Source organism: Desulfoluna sp. CLI2B (genome assembly GCF_056847375.1).
Genome location: NZ_CP186557.1, coordinates 1139582 through 1162271, shown reverse-complemented (window position 1 = coordinate 1162271; position 22690 = coordinate 1139582). Strand labels below are relative to the sequence as shown.

General features: G+C 50.3%; 17 protein-coding genes and 1 tRNA gene. 14 read left to right on the top strand and 4 right to left on the bottom strand.

What is annotated here, in order from left to right; genetic code table 11:
• The first annotated feature begins 48 nt into the window (after positions 1 to 48).
• From ACOYW2_RS05775 to ACOYW2_RS05755, 5 genes are all read left to right on the top strand, one after another.
• A complete protein-coding gene (locus ACOYW2_RS05775; RefSeq protein ID WP_482769726.1) occupies positions 49 to 672 on the top strand; it encodes a DUF4113 domain-containing protein in 624 nt (207 codons plus the stop codon).
• A 291-nt stretch (positions 673 to 963) separates the two neighbouring features.
• Positions 964 to 1530, top strand: a complete 567-nt coding sequence (locus ACOYW2_RS05770) for a hypothetical protein (RefSeq protein ID WP_482769725.1) — start codon at positions 964 to 966, stop codon at positions 1528 to 1530.
• 227 nt (positions 1531 to 1757) lie between these two features.
• A complete protein-coding gene (locus tag ACOYW2_RS05765; protein ID WP_482769724.1) occupies positions 1758 to 3107 on the top strand; it encodes an RES family NAD+ phosphorylase in 1350 nt (449 codons plus the stop codon).
• Positions 3108 to 3299: 192 nt separating this feature from the next.
• Entirely contained in the window at positions 3300 to 3701 is a 402-nt protein-coding gene (locus ACOYW2_RS05760) for a hypothetical protein (protein ID WP_482769723.1), read from the top strand.
• Positions 3702 to 4041: 340 nt separating this feature from the next.
• The gene (locus tag ACOYW2_RS05755; protein ID WP_482769722.1) at positions 4042 to 4890 is read left to right on the top strand and encodes a hypothetical protein; all 849 of its coding nucleotides are present in this window, start codon (positions 4042 to 4044) and stop codon (positions 4888 to 4890) included.
• Between the two features lie 952 nt (positions 4891 to 5842).
• Here the strand turns inward: ACOYW2_RS05755 and ACOYW2_RS05750 are convergent.
• Positions 5843 to 5940 (bottom strand) — tRNA-Sec (locus tag ACOYW2_RS05750).
• 291 nt (positions 5941 to 6231) lie between these two features.
• Between ACOYW2_RS05750 and ACOYW2_RS05745 the strand changes: the two genes are divergently transcribed.
• From ACOYW2_RS05745 to ACOYW2_RS05735, 3 genes are all read left to right on the top strand, one after another.
• Positions 6232 to 7374: a M20/M25/M40 family metallo-hydrolase gene (locus ACOYW2_RS05745; protein ID WP_482769721.1), complete on the top strand. Its 1143-nt coding sequence runs from the start codon at positions 6232 to 6234 to the stop codon at positions 7372 to 7374.
• Between the two features lie 2 nt (positions 7375 to 7376).
• On the top strand, positions 7377 to 8567 hold the full coding sequence (larC, locus tag ACOYW2_RS05740) for a nickel pincer cofactor biosynthesis protein LarC (protein ID WP_482769720.1): 1191 nt from the start codon (positions 7377 to 7379) through the stop codon (positions 8565 to 8567).
• An 84-nt stretch (positions 8568 to 8651) separates the two neighbouring features.
• Positions 8652 to 9128, top strand: coding sequence for a phosphatidylglycerophosphatase A family protein (locus tag ACOYW2_RS05735; protein WP_482422079.1), 477 nt, complete (start codon positions 8652 to 8654; stop codon positions 9126 to 9128).
• Positions 9129 to 9642: 514 nt separating this feature from the next.
• On the opposite strand, the gene ACOYW2_RS05730 is transcribed toward ACOYW2_RS05735, so the two are convergent.
• The gene (locus ACOYW2_RS05730) at positions 9643 to 10743 is read right to left on the bottom strand and encodes a hypothetical protein (RefSeq protein ID WP_482769719.1); all 1101 of its coding nucleotides are present in this window, start codon (positions 10741 to 10743) and stop codon (positions 9643 to 9645) included.
• 412 nt (positions 10744 to 11155) lie between these two features.
• Between ACOYW2_RS05730 and ACOYW2_RS05725 the strand changes: the two genes are divergently transcribed.
• The 4 genes from ACOYW2_RS05725 to ACOYW2_RS05710 all read left to right on the top strand — a co-directional run bounded on the left by ACOYW2_RS05725 (position 11156) and on the right by ACOYW2_RS05710 (position 14759).
• A complete protein-coding gene (locus ACOYW2_RS05725; protein WP_180146003.1) occupies positions 11156 to 11635 on the top strand; it encodes an Lrp/AsnC family transcriptional regulator in 480 nt (159 codons plus the stop codon).
• Positions 11636 to 11821: 186 nt separating this feature from the next.
• Positions 11822 to 12637: a TrmB family transcriptional regulator gene (locus tag ACOYW2_RS05720; protein WP_180145999.1), complete on the top strand. Its 816-nt coding sequence runs from the start codon at positions 11822 to 11824 to the stop codon at positions 12635 to 12637.
• A 43-nt stretch (positions 12638 to 12680) separates the two neighbouring features.
• Positions 12681 to 13538 (top strand): branched-chain-amino-acid transaminase, encoded by an 858-nt coding sequence (ilvE, locus tag ACOYW2_RS05715; protein WP_482769718.1) that lies wholly within the window; start codon positions 12681 to 12683, stop codon positions 13536 to 13538.
• A 567-nt stretch (positions 13539 to 14105) separates the two neighbouring features.
• Positions 14106 to 14759 (top strand): PEP-CTERM sorting domain-containing protein, encoded by a 654-nt coding sequence (locus ACOYW2_RS05710; RefSeq protein WP_482769717.1) that lies wholly within the window; start codon positions 14106 to 14108, stop codon positions 14757 to 14759.
• Positions 14760 to 14848: 89 nt separating this feature from the next.
• Here ACOYW2_RS05710 and ACOYW2_RS05705 read toward each other — a convergent pair whose 3' ends face one another.
• Both ACOYW2_RS05705 and ACOYW2_RS05700 read right to left on the bottom strand, forming a co-directional pair.
• A complete protein-coding gene (locus ACOYW2_RS05705; protein WP_482769716.1) occupies positions 14849 to 16864 on the bottom strand; it encodes a DUF1365 family protein in 2016 nt (671 codons plus the stop codon).
• Positions 16861 to 18129 (bottom strand): NAD(P)/FAD-dependent oxidoreductase, encoded by a 1269-nt coding sequence (locus ACOYW2_RS05700; RefSeq protein ID WP_482769715.1) that lies wholly within the window; start codon positions 18127 to 18129, stop codon positions 16861 to 16863. The genes ACOYW2_RS05705 and ACOYW2_RS05700 overlap by 4 nt, the downstream gene beginning before the upstream one ends.
• A gap of 878 nt (positions 18130 to 19007) precedes the next feature.
• On the opposite strand from ACOYW2_RS05700, the gene ACOYW2_RS05695 reads away from it, so the two are divergent.
• Entirely contained in the window at positions 19008 to 21047 is a 2040-nt protein-coding gene (locus ACOYW2_RS05695) for a hypothetical protein (protein ID WP_482769714.1), read from the top strand.
• Positions 21048 to 21243: 196 nt separating this feature from the next.
• Complete coding sequence (locus tag ACOYW2_RS05690) at positions 21244 to 22680, top strand: enolase C-terminal domain-like protein (RefSeq protein WP_482769713.1); 1437 nt, start codon at positions 21244 to 21246, stop codon at positions 22678 to 22680.
• Positions 22681 to 22690 lie beyond the last annotated feature (10 nt).

Below are 22690 nucleotides of genomic sequence, written 5' to 3'. Positions count from 1 at the left end.
CTTATGACGTTTCTAAACAGGCAGCCACCGCTTTGGTCAAGGCCTAGGATGGTTGGCGGTATAAAAGTTCGGGGCTCAACACCCCTCACCTCCTATGCCCAACGGGCTGCAGAAAAGCTGCGCAAGAATGGGCTTCGGGCAAGCGTGATGGATGTCTATGCGATGAGCAACAGATTCCAGAAGGCTGATTTTTATTACAACAAGACCTCCTTTAGGTTTCCGGTGCCAACTTCCGACAGCCCGGAAATTATCAAGGGGGCCCTTGCGTCCTTTACCGAAATTTACCGGGAAGACCTACCTTTCAAAAAGCTGGGAATCCATATGCGGGAGCTGGCCCAGGAAAAACCAGAACAACAACTCCTCTTTGATAAAGTAGACCGGGGCCAGTCTTCGGCCCTGATGAAAGCAATGGATGCGGTAAATGCCAACATGGGATGCCGTACCGTGAGTTATGCATTATCCGGACTCTCCACTGACCTTTCAGATCCCAAAGCATGGCGCTCTCAATTCAACCACAAGTCCCCTTCCTATACCACTCGATGGTATCAACTTCTTCGAGTGACCAGACCCTTCCATCTGGCCCGGTTTACATTTTCAATGTTTGCATGCCGGGTCTTTTTTTATCCTTCCTTGCAATTATGTCTATCAAGGAGTAAGAATTTAATTCTGTGATGATAAATAGCTGATATATCGTTGACTATCCAGTCAATAGAAATTGCCGATTTTGAGATCATGGATTTCGATTAGGACATTGTTCTCTTCTGTACACAGAACAGCATGACAGGATGTCCGAAAAATCATGAATTATACGGATTATCAGACATTTTTGTCGGATAATCCTTGAATTAAGTGTAATATCCGACAGTTTTGACCATATTTGTCCTTGAGAGGGGATTATCGGACAAAAATGTCGGATAATAATTGTTGGGCAACTTAGGAGTCTTCTTTAATTGGAGCAATATTATGATTCCAATATATGAACAAGGTTTGGGTAACGGTATAGGACATGGTTTAGACTCTTTTTTAAATCGTTTTGATACGATTTGCTCTGAACATAAAAAAGAAGGAAGGGCTAAAGCATTTGCTTTCATTTTTTATGATTTTACGGATGAGGCAATTCGCCATATTCTTCAAAATCAGGGTGTGTTTGCAAAGCTTGATCGGTTATCTGGCAACGAACTGAGCGTATTCTACCTTCACACAGATACAGGCACACGCCACGCTATAGATACATTCAATATTAATTTTCTTGCCGCTTTAGGTGTAGAAGACCGAGCTTCACTTCCTTGCGTGGTGTTTTTTCGTTATGATAATGATCTAATCAGTGATGTCGAAATAGCTCAACTGGAGAGCGCAGATCTCATACACGGATTCAAAGAACTTTATGAAGCGATATCGTCCTACATCCAAAGAAAGCCAAAGCCGTCAATACAATCAAAGGCTATCGTGTGGCTTAAGAACGGTACAAAATTTATAGGTATTGAGACATTCAGAGCTGGATTAATAAAAGGTTTAGAATTTTTGTTTTAATTATATGAGTACGCCCAACTACTCGCTGCAGGGGACGCCAAAAAGCTGCGCTCGTTCCTCGCTTCACTTTTTGACGCCCCTGAGCGTAGCATTTATACGGTGGGCGTAGTAAGTCTGATTTCGACCCAAAGCGGACATTTGTTAATCTTAATGTCACGAAGAAAGCACTATAGGTAGGTTAAAATCGAATCGAAGTTTGAGCACCGCACACTCATAGAGCCGCCAAAATGTCTAATAACAAATACTTACCCTATACACTTGATGAAATGCTGGCTGTGATTAGCCTTCTCAAAGACTCCTCCCTTGCAGATATGTCAGACACCAAAGTTAGAACGCACCTCACAAACATGATGAACGGGAGCCTGTTGAATACATGGAAATTGAATGCGCATAGCTTTCGTATTCGAGAAGCCCTCGAAGGCCACCTTGAAACGAATCTTTCTGGTCTCGTAGCGAAGAAGCCACCACACGACCGGTATGGTCGATGCAACACCAAAGAAAACTCGGCTTATTACGCAGCGCTGGATATCGAAACAGCGCTTCTGGAAAGTAATGCAGAGGAAGGAAAAGTTTATCAGGTACTGGAGTTGTCACCCAAAAAAGACATTCAACTCGATACCGTGATTGTCGGCTGGCTGGACTACTACCGAAGGCACAACTCAGCGCCGCCACTGCTAACAGCTCTGCACGACAACCAGGCTAAGGCAGCGAGGGAACTAATAGAGAAAACAGCACCTGAAGATGCTACCAAACAAATTGTGTTTGATGCTTTTATTGCCGACCAGTTTCGAAAGATTGTTTTAAATAATGGAGAATATCGCGCAACTGCGTTGTACAGCTCTCTTATGCTGGAAAGTGACAGATTTGAGCAAATTCTCTATCCCAGCGTGGCAAATTTCGGCGGCTGGAACGTTGCAATTCGTCCCAACCTCGTAACCGAGTGTTTGGAAATATCTTCTGTGCAGTTGATCCAAGTTGATAAAGACCTCGGGTACGGGATGTATGATTGCACAGTCGTTGGACGCGGTGATCTATCTGGAAGCAAAATCACTTGGACTTGCGGCGACGATTACGTTTCGAAAGGTGGAGAATCTCCCTTCTTCCGAGACACAATGCGAAACCCATTCAGCAAACTCTCCTATGAACGGCGGGTAGAAAAAGCGCTTGGTTCGCTTCCTAATGGTGCGGGAAAAAAACACTTTCTTTATGTACTGGATGTCCATGTGTCAGATTATGATGGACCTATCACAACGGATGAATATGTATTCAATGAGTTTGATGACCAGTCATTGTCCGCGCTTCACGATCTGCTTGAAGTTTGCGACCTAGATGTTCGTAAAGGGATCGGTAAAAACGCAAAATACCTTTTGGCGACAGATCGTTCTCTCAAACTTGACCATGTAGAACGTCATTTACAAGACAGATTTAGTGAAGATCTAGCCGGAACACCAAGATCTGTTTTATGCAGTTACCAAACTCAATATAAAGACTGGGGAAGCCGATATCGGGCGACAGAAAATAGCTTGAACATAACTGTGCAGTCAATCAATGAAATATTAAAACTTTGCCATGTGTAATCCCGAAATATTTGACCCGGTTTTCATGCATTTATTGCTATGTTCCATATGTCCGCTTCTGGCCGAATTTTGACACCGCGAAGATGTTACAGGTAACGTATAACAAGTTGCTGCACTCGGAAAAATTACTCGCTGCGCCCCTAATTTTCCGGTGAGTAAGGCGTTATGTGTATAGAAAGTGAGATAGTTAATATGAATAAAATCTATAAGTTTTTACTTGATGTCCTAAATTCATGGCTCACTGTTGTTTTAGTCATTGGTTTTTGTTGCGTTAGTTTTTACCTTGGACAACAGAAAACTGATATGAACCTATTTGCAGCATCCGGTGCTGTGATGACCGTCTTTGGCTTGTTTTCTACAATTCGTTTCACTACTATTGAAAAATTCTTGAACCAAGAAAACATTATTGCCAATAGTACTGGCCTTACTGGTGGTCCTTTATCTCCAGAAGAAGCTGAAAAAATACGAAAACAACATCAAGAGAGAGCAAGAGTTCGTTTAGAAAAAGAACTACGAAGTGAAATCAAAGGAATAACACTTACAATTGTTGGCACAGTCATTTGGGCTTATGGCTCATATGTCCCTGTATTTTAGTACAAACAATGAAGAGCACATAATTGTGGAAAGGGGTCAGACCTACACATTTGACAAACAGACATAACCTATAGCATTTGTGTCTAAATTTATAAGCATACAATATTTCAAAACCGTTAAGAGATAGGACTGATGGCATTGTGTCCTGAAGCGTGATGCACTGCTCTTCGGATCCACCAATTCCGCATTCCGGCAGAAGTCTAAATTTACGAAAGAGTTAAAAAAGGTTGTGTCATATGTGTACGTCTGCCCCCAAGACCCCAGGTTAGATTTTGATGAGCATAAACTACTTAACAATCTCTAACTACCTAATTTAAATTACACCACAGAGAGTTATTCAATGAAAAATACAGTATTTTCAATTTTCACAATGCTACTATGTTGTCTTTTCCTTTTTGCGTGTAGTGAAGACCACAAAAGCTTTGAAGACATTCAGAGTGAAAACAACCAAAAAACAAACGACTTTAAAGAATGGTGGCATGAAAGTTTAAAAAGTGCACCGACGCACTATGGATATGAATTTTTGAACAATTTCTCTCAAAATGAAATAGAAATAATATATGCTTTTTATAGTAGAGAGGTTATGAATTCAGCTTCGTATAGTCCTAAAAGATTTAATTCTCTTGGAAAAGAGTTAGCTGAAAGATTTGGCGTTAATTATAAGATATTTGAAAATGCTGATTCTTTTATGGCACTGAAGTATATACCTTACCTATCCAAAATTACTAAAGATTTTTTCAAGCTAAATATGAGCACCATAATCCCGGACTATTACAGCCCCATTCAAACGACAGCTTTCGTTGGAGACTATACATTTTGCTGTACACTTAGCTTAAATATTTGTCGAAATAGTGATGACTTAGAACGTCAAATCTATGAACATATCGACTATTTAAAAAGATCTCTCCCTTCAAAAATCAAAGGCTTTAAAATTTTTGATATTAGATATAATTGCAAAAATACAGGCACTACTGGATCATTTGATATTGGTTACATATGGAGAAGGGAAGGAAATTTGTTAATGAGGAAAAAAAGCTCAAGTGGCACGTATGGTGGGTACAGAACACCTAAAGAAAATAAATATTGGCATGAGCCATCATGGAATAATCATCAAATTCTTTATAATGATCCAGCCTTAATTTCAAAAATATTCGAAAAAATCAATTCTGAGAATTCCATTTCACAATGATTTTCGGATGAAGGGGTCAAACCTACACATTTGATATTTTTGATATCTTGAAATGATGACTGATGACTCTTGGAACTATATCTAATACCAGTCGAGATAAATGGAGTGGAGATAGGGAGGCCTTGACATCGATAAAAGTTTAAAATTGGTTCTATACAGTTACGTTATATCCTGACCACACACATGACACTCACCCCAAACCCACTACCTGCTTCAGAAACGTCAGACGCATGGGAAGGCGATGGAACTTCCGGCACCAGATGGGCACGCTCCGCTTTGCCCATCCTACATGTATCTGGCGGTTGTAGGTTGCTGAAGGTATTGATTGATGCGTCGAAGGGTTAGGGACTGAAAGAGCCCTCACCACCCTTACCTTAAAACAAACCGTTACAGGTTTTGAAACGTCAGGCCCATGGGAAGGTGGTGGAACTTCCGACACCAGATGGGCACGCTCCGTTTTGCCCATCCTACATGTATCTGGCGGCTGTAGGTTGCTGAAGGTATTGATCGAGGCATCGAAGGGTTAGGGGCTGAAAGAGCCCTCACCACCCTCACCTTAAAACAAACCGTTACAGGTTTTGAAACGTCAGACGCATGGGAAGGTGATGGAGCTTCCGGCACCAGATGGGCACGCTCCGCTTTGCCCTTCCTACTTGTATCTGGCGGCTGTAGGTTGCTGAAGGTATTGATCGATGCATCGAAGTGTTAGGGGCTGAAAGAGCCCTCACCTCAAAACAACCCGTTACAGGTTTTGAAACGTCAGACGTATGGGAAGGTGATGGCACTTCCGGCACCCGATGGGCACGCTCCGCTTTGCCCATCCTACACGTATCCAAGATTGATTATTTCATGACCACCAAACGCAAAAAGGGCACCCAAATTTGGGTGCCCTTTTTTAAATCTGTTTTCAATCTGTATCCCGAGGGACAAAGATCTAAAAACATTATATATGTGGCGGAAGCACATGGGAATCGAACCCACCCGGGACGGTGTTAACGCCCCACACCGGATTTGAAGTCCGGGAGCATCACCAGAACGCTGCGTGCTTCCATGCGTTTCAGTGTGTGTTTTCGTGCGAGACCTTACCCGCAATATGGTGACGTTGTCAACGTTTTTCAAGGGCCCCGCCGGGCTTTTTTCCCGTTGAAACGCGGCCGCCCATCGGGTAATGTCGAGGGATATTGTTAAGGGAGCTGAAGGGCCCTGCCCGACAGGATGCTTCTTAAACCATCGAAACAGCCCGCCTTACCCGAGCAGTTCAAAAGCCCGACGACGTTGTACCTCGCCGCCCCAGGCTCTTTTTTCTGTGACACAAACCATCCACATGGGAGCATGACATCCATGATCAATACAGACAGACTGACCCAACGATTCATCCGCTTTGCCGAAACCGACAGCCCCTCACGCAACGAAAAGGCCATGGCCGACATGCTGGCAGAGGAGCTCAAGGCCCTGGGTGCCGAAGTCTCCTTTGACGACGCCCACACAACATGCGGAAGCCAGACCGGCAACATTTTTGCCCGTTTTTCCGGCACAGCGGACGTGGATCCCATGCTGCTGAGCGGCCACATGGACACCGTGGTCCCCGGTGAAGGCATCAAGGTGGTCCTTGAAGACGGTGTGTTCCGAAGCGCAGGTGAAACCGTGCTGGGCGGAGACGACAAAAGCGCCCTGGCCATCATCCTGGAGGTGATGGAGACCCTCATCGAAAAAGACCTGCCCCGCCCCCCCGTTGAAATTGTCTTTACGGTCTGCGAAGAGATCGGCCTTCTGGGGGCCAAGCATTTCGACACCAAGGCGTTAAAATCAAAAATGGGCTACATCCTGGATTCCAAGGACACCGAGGCTGTGGTGACCAACGCCCCCTTTGCCGTGCATTATACCGTTACAGTCCACGGATTGTCTGCCCACGCCGGCATGGAGCCAGAAAAAGGGGTCAGCGCCATTGCCGTGGCATCGGACGCCATCACCCGCATCACCTGCGGCCGAATTGATTCAGAAACCACCTGCAACATCGGAAAAATCGAAGGGGGCTCTGCCACCAACATCGTGCCTGACTGTGTGGAGATCACCGGTGAAGCCCGAAGCCACAGCAAAGAAAAGCTCGATGCCATCGTGGAGAGCATCCACACCGCCTTCCGTGAGGCCGTGGTCCGTGCAGGGGGAGGCGATGACGAGACCCTGCCCAGCTTTGACATCGATGTAAACGAAGACTTCCCCGGCACCAGCGTTCCCCACGACCACGCCGTGGTCGCCCTGGCCCAGAAAGCAGGCAAGGCCCTGGGACGCACCATTGTCACCCAGCGCGTGGGTGGCGGCTCTGATGCCAATATCTTCTTCGGTAAGGGCATCACCGCAGGGGTTCTGGGCACGGGCATGACCGACGTCCACACCGTCAACGAGTCCATTACCCTGGCAGACATGACCGCATGTGCCGAGCTTCTCTGCACCATTCTCGGCAACCACGCCAAGCAGGGAGCCTGATCATGCACCTTCACATGGACTGTTTTTCCGGCCTCAGCGGAGACATGGCCCTGGGCGCCCTCATGGACCTGGGGGTGCCGGTGGACTGGCTCAAGGAGCAGCTCACACCGCTCCTTGAGGACCGGTTCGATATCACCTGCGAGAAGGTTCTCAAACGGGGGATCCATGCTGTAAACGTGACGGTGCACGATCACAGCCACAGCCACCACCACGGAGACCATCACCACCATCACGCCCTGGATTACCGAAAAATCCGGACTCTCATCCAGGGTTCTCCTTTAAAGGATGCGGTAAAAGAGCGCGCCCTTTGCGTGTTCCACCGCATTGCCGTGGCCGAAGCCAAAATCCACGGCTGCGACATCGACACCGTGCACTTCCACGAAGTGGGGGGCATCGATGCCGTGGCAGACATTGTTGGCGTGATCCTGGCCCTGGATTACCTGGGCGTCACATCCGTCAGCTGCTCTCCCCTGCCCCTGGGAAGCGGCACGGTGACCTGCGCCCACGGAGAGCTTCCCGTGCCCGCCCCGGCAACCCTGGAGATCCTCAAAGGAATCCCAGTCTACGGAAACGACGCCGGATGTGAGGTCCTCACCCCCACGGGCGCGGCCCTGGCCGCCGAGCTGACCGACCACTTTGGCCCCATGCCCGAGCGGGTGATGGCCGCCGTGGGCTACGGAGCGGGAAAACGCGAGACCAAGGGCCTCCCCAACCTTGTGCGCATGGTACTGTGCGAGACGTCCGAATCGGCCGAAACCGTGGTGGAGCTCTCCTGCAACATCGACGACATGAGCCCGGAGATCCTCGGCCATGCCATGGAGACCCTGCTACATGCCGGAGCACTGGATGTCTGGTTCACCCCCATCCAGATGAAAAAAAACCGGCCCGCCAGCCAGCTTTCCTGCCTCTGCCGGGAAGAGGACCGAAAACACCTCACGGAAAAGATCCTTTCCGAGACTACCACCATCGGGGTCCGCTGGCAGCGCCTCAGCCGCACCACCCTGACCCGAAAGGCCATCACCCTGGCCTGCCCCTCCGGGGAGGTGGCCGCCAAAGAGGTGACGCTCCCGGGTGGTTCACGCCGGATCACACCGGAATACGAGGCCTGCAAAGCCCTGGCCGATCAAAAGGGTTGCTCCCTGGCTGAGATCTACACCGAAGCCTTGGGTGCAGCCCAGGCCCTGCTGAACTAAACGATGCCTCCGGCGGCCCTGCCGGGGGCCAGGCTTTAGATACGTTAGACAAACAGGTTATACAAACACCACAAAAGGACTGACATGATGCGGCTCTCTGACAAGCACATTCTCTTACTTGCCACGGGCTTCGGCTCCGGCAAGGCCCCCTTCTCCCCCGGAACCTTCGGCAGCGCCGCCGCCCTGCCCTTCTGCGTCCTGATCTGGCTCTCCGGCCTTGCCTTTGGTACGCCCTTTTCGTTTCTCCTCGTCACGGCCCTGGTGATCTTCTCTGTGGTGGTGGCCGAAGAGGCCGTGAAACTCCTGGGGGAAAAAGACCCCTCCTGCGTGGTCATCGACGAGTTTGCAGGCATGTTCGTCACCTTTGCAGGGGTTGCCCTTACCTGGAAAGTGGCCCTGGCCGGGTTCCTTCTTTTCCGCTTCTTCGACATCCTCAAGCCGGTTCCGGTGCGCACCCTGGAAAAACTCCTGCCCGGCGGCGCAGGGGTGGTCATGGACGATGTGGCCGCTGGCGTCATGGCAGGCCTTGTTCTTCAGATCGGAATCAGGGTGTTGGGATAAAAAACAGTAACTATTCAGCTTAGGCCTCCGGCGGCCCTGCCGGAGGCTAAACTTTTTAGAGGATGTCCCATAGGGCCAAATCCTCTGAAGAGAAATTACATATTTTCAAAATCCGGATCGTTGTCTTTTTTGCAGGATTCCCTGAGCCGATTGATCTCCTCAGCCTTTGCCTCCAACATATGAATATACGGGTCGTCAACCGTAATGTCGGGAACTGTCAACGCTGACGCAGAATATTTCCCCACAAACCCGGACAGCCTGTAACGGCTTATTTGCTCCAACTTTTTTATGGTAGAGAGTAAGCCGCGCCCTTCACAATGGAAGTGACCTGCCATACAGGTGCACTTGGGCACAACTTTATAGGTACCGATCGACTTATCAGATAGCAGTAGAAGTGTGGAGGTGCCTAAATCACCGACAACCTGTGACCCTGGGCCATACGAACAGCACACAATGGCACGAATATCTGTTTGAAATGGATTAGAGACTTTCCACTTAACAGGGCTGTACGAGTTTAAAACCAAAACCACCGGCCTGGAGTTTTTTTTATGGACAGGTTTACAGAAAGATCTTTACTTGAGCTTTCATAGAGCCCTGCAAAATGGAGTTCGTACTCTTCTGAGATACTCTCTTCCAAGCGTTCCTTGATCTCTTTGTAGGATAGCCTTTGAACGTTTTCGAAAAACCCGACTGAAAACTCCGTTGTATGCCAATTATTGACGTATTCGACCTCTACGAGATGTTTTCCCGGCTCAAAATTAAGCAGGCATTCCTTTTTTGAGCCACCAGTGTATACGACAGCCCCATCAATGATAAGACGCGTCTTTGACCAACCCTGATTCACAGCAATTCGTTTAGTCTCTTTTTCCGAAACATAAATATACCCCACCCAGTACGCCCCGAAATTTTCCGAGCTGATGCCATGAAAATCATCATAAATGTAGTTAATACTGATATCTTCAACAGCCTCCTGGGCAATGCAATGCCCCGGGTTGTTCGTGTCTATGTAAAATGCGGAAAAGCCTTTCTCAGGAACAACACCCGCAGGGTTTAATTTTCGCCCCCATGTAGAATTGGCTTTGGGGTAATCCCTGGCTGATTTAATATCCTCTTCACACGAGGTCCTTCTTCGTGACTTGATGATATCTTTTTTATAAACCTCATCCGCTTTCCCACAGTCAAGTCGATAGCCAACACCAAAAGGATTTGTCTTGTAGTCGCACAACGAAAGATATTTGCCGTTATCTTGACGCATAAAAAAATCCAACGATGAAAGATCTGCCGGGTACTCACCGTGTGATTGATAATAATAATCAACGGCATGAAGCACCTGCCGTGAAAGCCGTCCGCGATTCTTCTTTCTGTTCGCCTCAGGAGTAAAGTCTTGTGTATACTCCGCCATACGTTGTGCTTTTTCATTAATGGCTGCCGTGGCTACCTGTGTATTAAGATATTCTGACTCAATGCGCTTAAACGTACCTATCGCACTTTCAATATCTCCGTTATCCCACTCGATAATAGCCTGATTCAAAAGGGTCCGGGCCTCTTTCTCTGAGTTCCCGCATCCACATAGGCACAAGGCAGCTACCAATACGACTGACATTTTTTTCCACATAGCATGTCTCTTTCAGTTATTGATTCATAAGCACCCACCACCACGATCGACACAAAACAAAGGGCATTTCATAGTCACAGAGAACTATTCAATCATCAAATTCAGAATTTAACGTTCACCACGCACACTGTCAAGCACTTCACTATAAGTACTTATAGTGCCTTCTTTTCAATATCTCACCCAAATCACGTCAAATATTTCCGGTATCCGATGCATAGTCTCTTCGTCGTTTTTTTCCTTCGCCTTTTGCCAGTTCTTATCTTCCCCTGCAAGGAATCCTTAATTTGGCATTTCGGGGTGAAAACCATTCTGATATGATGAAAAAATAATTCGAACGCCATGCGCCGATGACGACGCAGCTGTAAACATATAAATCGGTGGAAACCCTTGATTTCCCCGCAAAGGACTGACCATGAAATCACAACTCGACGCCACGGATCGTACCCTGATCAAACAGCTAAGCCTCGATGGCCGCATGCCGGTGAACAAGCTTGTGGAGCACTTGGGCGTCACCCCACCCACCCTCTACTCGAGGATGAAGCGTATGCTCAGCTCCGGGGTTCTCAAGATCGCCGGGCTCATCGATATTTTTAAAACCGAAGACCTCATCATGGCCATTGTGGCGTTCAAGATCGTCGACGGCACCAAACTTGAAGAGAGGCTGGAGCAGATCTCAAAACTCAAACAGGTCCACTCGGCCATGGTGGTCACGGGACGCTTCGATATCTTCATCGAGGTGGTGGTCCCGGAAATGCCCGCCCTTTATGAGTTCATGACCAAGGACCTTCCCGCCTTAGGGGACATCGAGTCCTGCGAATCCTTTGTGGTGATGAAGGCCAAGAACAAATGGGTCCTTCCCAAAAGCACCAATGACTGGTTTGACCAAGTGTGAATCCTTCGGACCAACACGACGGGAGCAAGGCGGATCGTTTGACACGATCCGCCTTTTTTTGTGCCTCAAATCCCTTCCGGTGCCCGGAGCCCAGGGCCCTGCCCCCCATCCCCTGAATGATTCACCCTGCGGGCGTCCTCATTTTTCCGTTGACAGACAAGGCCCTTCAGCGCAATATTAACTACTATGGTAGTTAATAATATTATCCCACAAATCACAGCCCTGGGATTTTCCGAATACGAAGCCAAGGCCTACGTGCACCTTCTGGCGGTGCAACCGGCCTCTGCGTATGAACTCTCCCAGGCATCAGGCATTCCGTCATCCAAGATCTATGAGATCCTGGGGCGCCTTGTGGAAAAACGCGTTGTCTTTGTGGAAGGCGAAGGACGCAAAAAAAAGTACGTGGGCACACCGCCCGAGGAGTTCGTGGAGAGCAGGCGCCGCTTTTTCCACCGAACCTTCGACACCCTTGAAGAGGGCCTAAAGCAGCTCTCGGTCAAGGCCGACGACGTCTCCTTCATCTGGAACATCACTGAGTACGACGTGCTCATCGACAAGGCCGAGCGGATGATCGAAGGCGCCAAAGAGAGTCTGCTACTCTCCACCTGGCCCGACGAAGCGGCCACTCTGGAGCCAGCTCTGTCCCAGGCCGAAGCCCGGGGTGTCCGCATTGCCACCGTCCACTTCGGAGAGATTAAAACAGCGGCGGGCCGCATCTTCGAGCACCCCATCGAAGACACCCTCTTCGAAGAGAAAGGGGGGCGGGGTTTTGTGCTGGTGACAGACGCCACGGCGGCCATCGTGGCCACCATCACCAATACCAACCGCGTGGAGGGGGCATGGAGCCTCAACCAGGGATTCATCACCCTGGCCGAGGACTACATCAAACACGACATCTACATCATGAAGATCGTCCGCCGCTTCGACGGCCTTCTCCATGACACCTTCGGAGACCGCTATCACCACCTGCGGGATATATTCAACGACACCGATCTGGCGTAACACGTTTCAAAAAAACCCCCAACGGGAAACCAAGGAGACTTCCATGCAGATATACATCGACAGCAACTGGGTTGGAAAAGAGGACGCAAAAATCTCGGTCTTTGACCATGGGCTTCTTTACGGAGACGGGGTTTTCGAAGGCATTCGCATTTACAACGGAACCATTTTCCGATTGAAGGAGCACGTGCGCAGACTCTACGACAGCGCACGGGCCATCCTGCTCACCATCCCCATGAGCGAAGAAGAGATGGCGGAGCTGCTGCGCGAAGCCGTGGCCAAAAATGAAAAAACCGACGGGTACATCCGCCTGGTGATTACCCGGGGGGTGGGCGACCTCGGCATCAACCCTGCCACCTGCCCTGAGGCGTCCGTCATTGTCATCGTGGACGACATCATCCTCTACCCTGAAGAGCATTACACCAGGGGAATCAAGGTAATCACCGCCTCCACCCGCCGAAACAGCCCGGACGCCGTGGACCCGAGGATCAAATCCCTCAACTACCTCAACAACATCATGGCCAAGCTAGAGGCCCAGCAGGCCGGGTGCCTGGAAGCGATCCTCCTCAACCGCGAGGGCAAGGTGGCCGAATGCACCGGAGACAACATCTTCTACATCCGGGACGGGGTTCTCCTGACCCCTGCGTCCGATCAGGGAGCCCTCAAGGGCATCACCCGGGACGCCGTCATTGAGGCAGCCAAAGGCATCGGCATGGAGACACGGGCAACCCCGTCCACCCTGTACGATCTCTACACCGCCGATGAGTGCTTCCTTACGGGAACCGCCGCCGAGATGATCCCCGTCACCACCATCGACGGCCGGACCATCGGAACCGGCACCCCCGGCCCCGACACGGCCAGGGTTCGGGAAGCCTTCCAGGCTCTGATCCGAAACGAGTGCTGACCGTACTCGACCCGAGACCTGTCCAGGCGCCCCCGGACAGATCTCGGTCGCTTGCTTTATGCGTCGCTCCGGCATGTCTGCCCTGCCGGAGCGATCCTCCCTCCTCCGACACATGTTCAGGCATAACCGCCAGCCCCTCTTCAGCCCATACAGAAGGCTGGTTGCCCGTATCCAGACCATGACACATAAACCACCAGGAATAACGGTTTGTTGCGCCTACCCCATCGTGGCCCCATAAACTATCAGAGCCCAAAGGCCATGGTATAACCGCGCTTCCCACTGTCCGCTCCACTACCCATCAAATCATGTAACTCATTACACACTTTTCTTCCGTCCCCCGTTAACCTTTCCTGATCATAGGCATTTATCATCCATCTTCCGTGGCATATATTTTGCTATATTACCCCACAAATGAGTCAACCAACAGGCCTTCCATACATAACAAGGAAGGCCTTGCTCATTTACTACCCACTGACTGAAACGGAACACTGACAAACACTAAAAACCATTCACCGGCAAGGGGGCTTGACTGCCCTTGCCCATGGACACACGAAGGGACCAGACCCAATGAGCAGACCGATCCGGATTTTATGCTTCCTCTTTTCCATGCTGCTGACCTGCGGCTCCGCCATGGCGACACCTTACACCTTTGAAATGGGTGACGCCTCATCCATCGATGTCTCCAAAACCACCCAGGGACTGACCATGTGGGCCGAAATCTACCAGTCGGTTTCATCCCAGGCTTTTTTACTGGACCCGGGAGAATCCTTCAGCTTCAAGTTTGCACACATGGGAACACACGAGAGCTGGATCAATGAGGATGACCTCAAGGCCATGGAGGTCACGGCGTACATGGATTTTGACCTCCCGGACATCACCCAGGATATATCCGGAGAATCCACCGGATTTTCGGGAAAATTCGAGTTTAAGCAAGGCTGGCAGGTCATCTGGGATGACCCTGTGTATGTGGACTTTGGAAACGGAGGGCGATTCGCCATCGAACTGAGCGACGCCACATTCTCAAGCTCCATGTGGACAGGCCCCCACGGCCCCTGCTGGAGCGAAGGCGATGCCGACATCTTTGCCACGGTCACCCTGGAGACGGCCCCTTCACCGACAACGGCCCCGGTTCCCGAACCGGCCACGGCTGTTCTCCTCGGCCTCGGAGTGGGCCTCCTGGGTATATCCCGGCTTAAAAGAAAAAAAGCATCCGGGAACTGATCCTTTTTAAGGGTGCAGCAACTCCGTAATAAAAAAGCCTCCGGCAACACTGCCGGAGGCTTTTTGTTTGTGGGGCTTCGAAACCACGCCTACCCCGAGCCTGCTCCTCCCGGGCGATTCAGCACCAGCTGCAGGTTCGCCAGGGACCGCTCGGCAAACTGGGCTTCACAGCAGGCAAGGTAGAAGAGCCACTTCCGCTTGAACACCTCGTCGAACCCCAGAGCGGCAAGCTTGTCTGCGTTGGCAAGGAAACGCTCCCGCCAGGCCTTGAGGGTCCGGGCATAATGTGGGCCGATGTTCTCAAGGTGCTCCACGATGAGCCGTGACGATCGGGTCATGGCCCGGGAGAGCACGGAAAGGGACGGCAAGTGACCTCCGGGGAAGACATGGCGCTGGATCCAGTCCTCGTGGGTCCGATACGCATCGTAGCGCTGGTCCGGCACGGTGATCACCTGGAGCACCACGAGGCCCTCCGGTGTCAACAGCCTGTCGCACTGCCGGAAAAAAGTCCCCAAGAACCTGTGGCCGACGGCCTCCAGCATCTCGATGGAGACGACCCTGTCAAACGCCCCGGACATCTTCCTGTAGTCCTTGATGAGCAGGGTGATGCGATCCTCCAACCCCTCCTCCCTGACCTTCTGAAGGGCAAAGGCGTGCTGAGCTTCGGACAGGGTTATCCCTGTGACCCGGCACCCGGTGCGTTTCACCGCCTCCACCGCAAAGGAACCCCACCCGAACCCAATCTCCAGCACATGATGGTCCGGTGAAATCCGCGCCTTGTCGATCAGATGGTGCAGCTTGCTCCTCTGAGCTGCTTCAAGGGTCTCGCCCGGCTCGTTGTGGAGCGCCGCCGAATAGGTCATGGTCTCGTCTAAAAACAGGGCAAAAAAATCGTTGCTCAGGTCGTAATGCTTTCGGATATTCCTTTGACTGCCCGTCAGGGTATTGTGGCGGGCCCGGTCCAGCAAACGCCCCATGCCATGGGCCAGCCAGGCCAGGGGCAGCTGGGAATCCGTCGCCGTGTCCATGTTGCGGATAAGGATTCGAATCAAGTCTGCCGGGTTATCACTCGTCCACATCCCCTCCATGAAACTCTCCCCGAAACCGATGTCGCTGCCCAGGACCACGCGCGGATAAAACCTGGGATCTGCAATGCTCAGGTTGGCCTGAAGAGATGAGGATGTATCACCATACACCCTTTGAATGCCACCCGACGGACCCTTCATGGCACCCGGAAAACGAACCGTAACGCACCCGTTTCCGATACGTCGGAGCAGCCCCAGCACCTGTTTTTCACAGAGCCGTTCCAGAATCGTCCCCCCCCTGTGCCGAATGGTCATGGAACTTTTGGGGACAGGGCGATCAAAAACAGGCAACTTCTTACCGGCAAAGAGGCGCAGGGCTTCCCTCAAGATGCGCGGGACGGTTTTCCACGGCATCACGGGACGTGAGATCAGGGTCCGCAACTGATTTTTCTGCGTCAGGGGGATGCTCTCTCCCTTGAGGGAGGCGGACAGGACCTTATCCCCGTCACGCATCAGGAGAATCTTGATGGACAGCTTTCCATCGGGTGACGAGATGTAAAACCGGTAGGTTCCCTCCATGTTATTAAATGGAGAGACATGAAAAGCCTTGGGGGCCGTGTATTCCACAGGAAAGCCCGATGCGGGGCCGGCGGACACCTCCTCGTCTTTGGTCAACAGGTACAAATGCCTGTCCCCGAAGGTGTTGTTGACTTCGGCCACGATACACACCGGTCGGCGGTCTTCGGCGAGGCAATAATAAAAACTCACGGGGTTGAACACACGATTGAAGTAACTTGGTGAGGTGATGAGCATGACCTGCCGAACCGTGTCATGGCAGCCTCTCTCCTTAAGATAGCGGTACAGCTTCTCCTTGATACTCCCGGAGCCGCTATCCAGGTACCTGTCATCGTAAAGGGATACCGGGCGACGTCGGTTGTACCCGAAAAAAGGCAAACGCCGGTCTAAGGACTCCAACTCATCAAGATCAAAACAGTACAGATACACCGGATACCGGAATCGATGCGCCACCGGTTTCAGGCGAGCATGCTCGACAACTCCTTTGATGATGCATGAATTCACAGTATTCCCCCCAATTCCGAGGCCACGTCCACGGCTGACCGGACAGCGTCCTCGTGAAAACCGTATCCGAAGTAGCTTCCGCAGAAATAGGTATCCCGCTTCCCGTTCAACGCCTTGAGCCCCTCCTGGGTGGCAACAGACTCAAAGGTAAACAACGGATGATCGTAGAGCAGCTCCCTGTGAACGGATGAAATCGGAATCTCCTTTGCAGGGTTCAGGGTGACGCACCAGGTCTCGTGTGTCTTCAAGTGCTGCAATCGGTTCATGAAATATGTGACTGTAATGGGCTCTCCATGCCCGGAGCCCGCCTCACGGATATAGTTCCAGGAAGCCCGGGCCCTGGCCCGCGACGGGAGCAGGGAAGCATCGGTATGGAGAATCACCCGGTTGGAGGCATAACGCCAGGGTGAAAGCAGCCGGGTCTCCTCCTCGGAAGGATCCTCCAGCATCCTGAAGGCTTCATCCGCATGGGCAGCCACCACCACCCGGTCAAAGGTCTCCGGGTGCGCCCCTTCCGCCGTGACCATCACTCCTGATTCCGTCCGCCGAATGCCCGTGACGGGCGTCCCCTCCACCACCCTTCCTGTAAATCCGTTCAAAAAGGCCTTCACATAGCTGTGGCTGCCCCCGGACACCACCGACCACTGAGGGTGCTCGGTCAAGGTCAACAACCCGTGGTTCTCATAAAACCGTGCAAAGGTCTCCATGGGGAACTCGGCCATCTGAGCATCCGGTGCCGACCAGATCGCAGCTGCCATGGGCAGAACAAAACGATCGACAACCTCACGGCTGACCCCTTCCCCCGTCAGGTACTCCCCGAGGGTAACACCAGCAAGCCGCCCATCTGCCAAATCCTTTCGTATGGCCTGCATCAGAGCACGCACGCCCCATAAAAATCGCCAAAACGACGGCCTCAACACATTTTCCCGCTGGGCAAACAGTGTGTTGAGGCTGGTGGAGGCATACTCCAGACCGGTGCGCCGACAGGTATAGCTGAAGGACATATCCGTCTCTACAAGGGGCACCTTGAGACGGGAAAGAAGCTTCGTGAAAAGAGGATACGTCCTGTTGTTCATCACGATAAAGCCCGTGTCGACAGGCGTTCCGGCGTCGGGTCCCCGGTCGATCACCACCGTATGGGTGTGACCGCCGATATACCCGTTCCTTTCATAAAGGGTTACCTTGTGGTGGTCTTGCAACAGGCAGGCCGCTGTGATCCCGGACACACCGGCACCTATGACGGCAATGTTGAGCGGAGGATTCATGGGCGGGTCCTTTCTCGAAGGCGAAGGAAAAGTTGAATAATTCTAAATCACTGACATCAAAAATGCAACATCTGGAAAAGCAAAAGCCCACCCCAACACCTTGCCCCTGCCAAACCGAGATGCCTTTGAAGTTACGTCAAAGATTTACTTTTCTAGTTTTACTGTATATAGCCATATACAGAGGCGCTTTAGGGGTCGCTGGCCACCGGATAGAGGTTTACCGGTGATGCCGCGCACCCCGGCAGAAGGAAAGCTCGCCCTCACTATCAGGGAATAAAACCAAACCAAATGAAAAAAAACCGATGCCGCAGGGGCCACGTGAGCCACCTGCGACGGCAGGGCTGCGCATGCAGGCTCAGGGGCTATCACAATGCCCATGAGCTATGTGTTATGGGAAAGAACAAGTGTGCCGGGCAAATGCTATTTTCATCTCGCCACATCGACATAACGATCCATGGCAAGAGACACAAACACTTGTCACGATACAACTCAGTGTTTTCCACCCACTGCCCTGACCGCCGAACATCATCATCGCCCAAGGTAACAGAAAGCTCCTCATCCAACGCTTCACACCTAAGCCAATTACGATTTTTCGAAGGATTCCTTCGAGATAGGAACAAAACTTTTTTTTTAATTAATCCCAGCGTGGTGAACACGTACGGACCTGAAAACTCTACCGAAGCATGGAGCAGTGTAAGCTTCCCCTCCCAACGTCACCACATGTGCGGCGTAAAGAGACAGATGGAATCGCGACAACGGCAATACAAGGCATTGCATTACCGGCTGACCTGTTTACGGGGTGTTTTACAATCCGAATTCAATCCGAAACCCATGCGTGCACCGCGTTGGGGTCTATCCATGACAAAGGAGAACGTACCATGACCGCATCGCAAGCAGTATTGACCCTCAACTTGCCGTCACGCAACGTCAACAAAAAATCAACGACACAGTTAAAAGGAAAGGAGGTAAGCAAAAAACACCTGATCAACGCTCTCAATCACATCAACTTCAAGGAAGAGAGCGTTACCCTTGTGTTTACAGAGCCATACAATGATACATCATTCCGCATCGAAGCATACCCCATGCCCGTGTTGAGCGATTACCCGACCTTCAAGCCCCTGCAACCCCTTCCCCAAGGGGTTTTCCCGGAGCACCTTACCGGCCTTATCATCCCCGATGGAAACGGCGAAATTCACGCGATTCCCCTTCTGCGAGCTGCAAGCTCAACAGGGCTGAGCATCGTCTTGCCCAAAACAGGCCAACGGGTACAGGGTTCATTCAGGGACATCCGGGTTCATTTCCTGCAAAGGGGAATCAAATTCAAAGGGAGCCTGACGTCCCTTGAGCCCGATGCCATCGAAATCACACTCTCTCCCTTGAGTGCCCACTATCTCAGTGGGATCACCCCCGAAGAGACCCTGAACCTCACGTTTTGCAAAAAAAAGATCCCCCTTTTTCAAACCGAAGCAAAATTTCTCAGAATGGAATACCATGGAGAGAGCGTCATTATAAACTTAAAGCCAGCAAAATCGATACCTGATCCCCACACTGGTCAATGTTTTGGAAAAAAGTCATTTGAAATGATTCCTGCTCCTGACTTTGTGTTCTCTCACCCCTTGACAGAAACCGTGTGTACAGCTGTTATTGATTCGCTTTCGGCAGTAGATATGCACCTTACACTCCACCAAGAAACCCCTCCTCTTATCCCTGGAATGTTACTGGAGGATGCTGCAATTACACTTGGCGACCTCTATAGATTACCATTAACGGCTCAAGTAACAAAATGCTGCACTCAAAAGTACAAAACTAAAAAAGAAGAAAAATGTCACATCTCATTTCTGGAGATGTCACCTGAAAACCATAGAAAACTCCAGACCATGGTCCACAAAGCAGAAAACAGAGACATTCGAATATGTTATCCGTTAGAAGAAGATGATTTATGGCGTTTTTTTTTTGAAACAGGCTTTATTTACAAAAATAAATACAGACTATTTCTTGAAAACAAGAAAAATATAAAGAAAACCTATGAAACAATCTACTCGACACCATCAAATGTTACTTGTCATGTTGCGTATCAAGAAAATGGAAGAACAATGGGACATATTTCAATGCTCAGATATTCAGAAGGAGCTTGGCTTGTTCATCACCACGCAGCTTTAAAAGGTGCATCTATAAGAGTTGGACTTGGTGTTCTTAACCAAATTGGAAACTACATTATTGCATCGCAATATATCCAACCTGACTGCTTTAAATATCTAATATGCTATTTTAGGCCGGAGAATCATTTTCCTAACTTTTTTTTCGATGGCTTTAGAAAGAAAAAAAACGACCCTAAAATCTGTTCCTCGGACTTATTTGCATATGTCTATTTTAAAAGCGAGAGTAATGATGATACAAAATTCCCAGACGAATGGAAACTAAATGAAGCGACCGAAAAAGACCTGACTGAACTGGAGGCATACTACAATAAGACATCTAAAGGTATGTTAATTGAAGCTTTAGATCTTTTTCAAAGGCAAGCCCCTTTTGAAGCTCTAAGAGAGCGATACAACCATGCAGGGTTAAACAGGAACCGGCAAATATGGGCCATTCGTCACAAAAACGTAACCGCAGCCATACTCATAGTAAACACGTCCGATATCGCTCTTAACATGTCGGAACTTACCAACTGCATAAAGGTCTGCATTGTCAGGCCAGACATACTCGACAAACACACACTCACTAACGCACTAAATATACTCATAAAGAACTACAAGACACACCGAACACCTGTGCTTATTCACCCGTTAGACTGGGTCGATCGGACTGGATTCAACTATCAAAAACGATACCATTTCTGGGTACTAAACAATCGTTTTTTTGATGATTTCATGCAACACGTCGCCGACACAGCACCTTTATCCCATAGGTCACGCTAAATACTAAGTCCAAGATCAACATGCTTTCCATTTGAGGCATCGAAAGCACTTAAAGAGTAACATAATCAAGCAATTTAAAGAATTCCAATCAAACTCATTGCAGTACGAGTTCACTGATAATATCGTAGTTTCCGCTTTGGCTAAGTAGCCCGCATGAAGCTTCAATGTCTACAGAATTAAATAGGACAAGGAACAAATGATGTACTCAAAATACCAATCAGAAATTGTTCAAATCCAATCAACAGCTCTTGAAATCCCCTTAAAAACAACAGTTCGCCACGCCAGTGCATCGCGAAAAAACGGCGAAAGCATATGGGTGCAAGCTCGCAGAAGAGAACTCACAGGGTACGGCGAAGGTTGTCCCCGCTCTTACGTTGCGGGAGACGATCTGGAAACGAGCCTGGCATGGGTCACCCAGAAATTCGCAGACGATGCTCTCTCTATTCGCAACATTGAAGATATCACCCGGTGGGTAGATAATAACAACGCGCTTATTGATACCTACCCATCGGCCTGGTGCGCTGTGGAAACCGCACTCCTCGACCTTTTTGCACAGGAACGTTCCCAGTCGGTGGAGAAACTCTTAAGCCTTGCCGAACCCGAACTGTCCACCCGGTACTCTGCTGTACTTGGCAACGAAAAACCCTGGAAATTTAAAGGACAGATCGATCTCTACCTCACCAAGGGAATGACGGACTTCAAGGTAAAGCTCTGCGGAGAGATGGAAAAGGACCAAGAAAAACTGACTATTTTAGAGACACTGGCAAAGGAACACCAGGCCGAGGGAATCAGGATACGACTGGACGCAAACAACCTTTGGGAGGAGGACCTGGCCGGAGCCGTCTCCTACATCAACCAACTCAAGGGCGATTTTTTCGCCGTTGAAGAACCTTTAAAGGCGAAAATGCCAAAGATGCTAAGCCAGTTTTCTGTAGAGACGGGACTCCCTGTCATCTTGGATGAAAGCCTCTGCACCATAGGAGAATTAGAAAGCTATCGCGACCTTCCCGGACAATTTATCGCCAACATCAAAATATCGCGTGTAGGCGGGTTGCTAAGGACCAAAGCACTCATGGACACCCTGCACTCCATGGGGTGGAAAATCATTATCGGGTGCCATGTCGGAGAAACATCCATACTCACCCGATGCGGACTGATTGCGGCATCCATGGCCGGAAAATCCCTCATTGCCCACGAGGGGGGCTTCGGAGACTACCTGATGGACCGTGAGCCTGCTTTCCCCACCCTGACTTTCAGCAGGAAGGGCACCCTCAACCTGCGCCGGCCCTACTTCCTGAAAACGGCCCGGGGCTTGGAATGCGTCCCACCGGATACATGGAGCAAGGGCCTGGGCGTCAAAGGAAGAATGCCTAAACAGATAAATGACGGGTCCCCCCGCATCGCAACCCTAACAATGCCCGACGGGTACCCTATTCACTACCGAATCTGGGGAGAAGACAAGGGGAAAGACGTCGTTCTTATCCTCCACGGAGGGATGAGTCACTCGGGCTGGCAGGCTCCTTTGGCCGAGGCGTTACGAAATCGCCGCGACAACATCACGATCATGGCTGCCGACCGGGAAGTTGCAGCGATTGAAACCGTGGTGACTCGGAACCATCCACCACGTCATTGACGATGTGGTT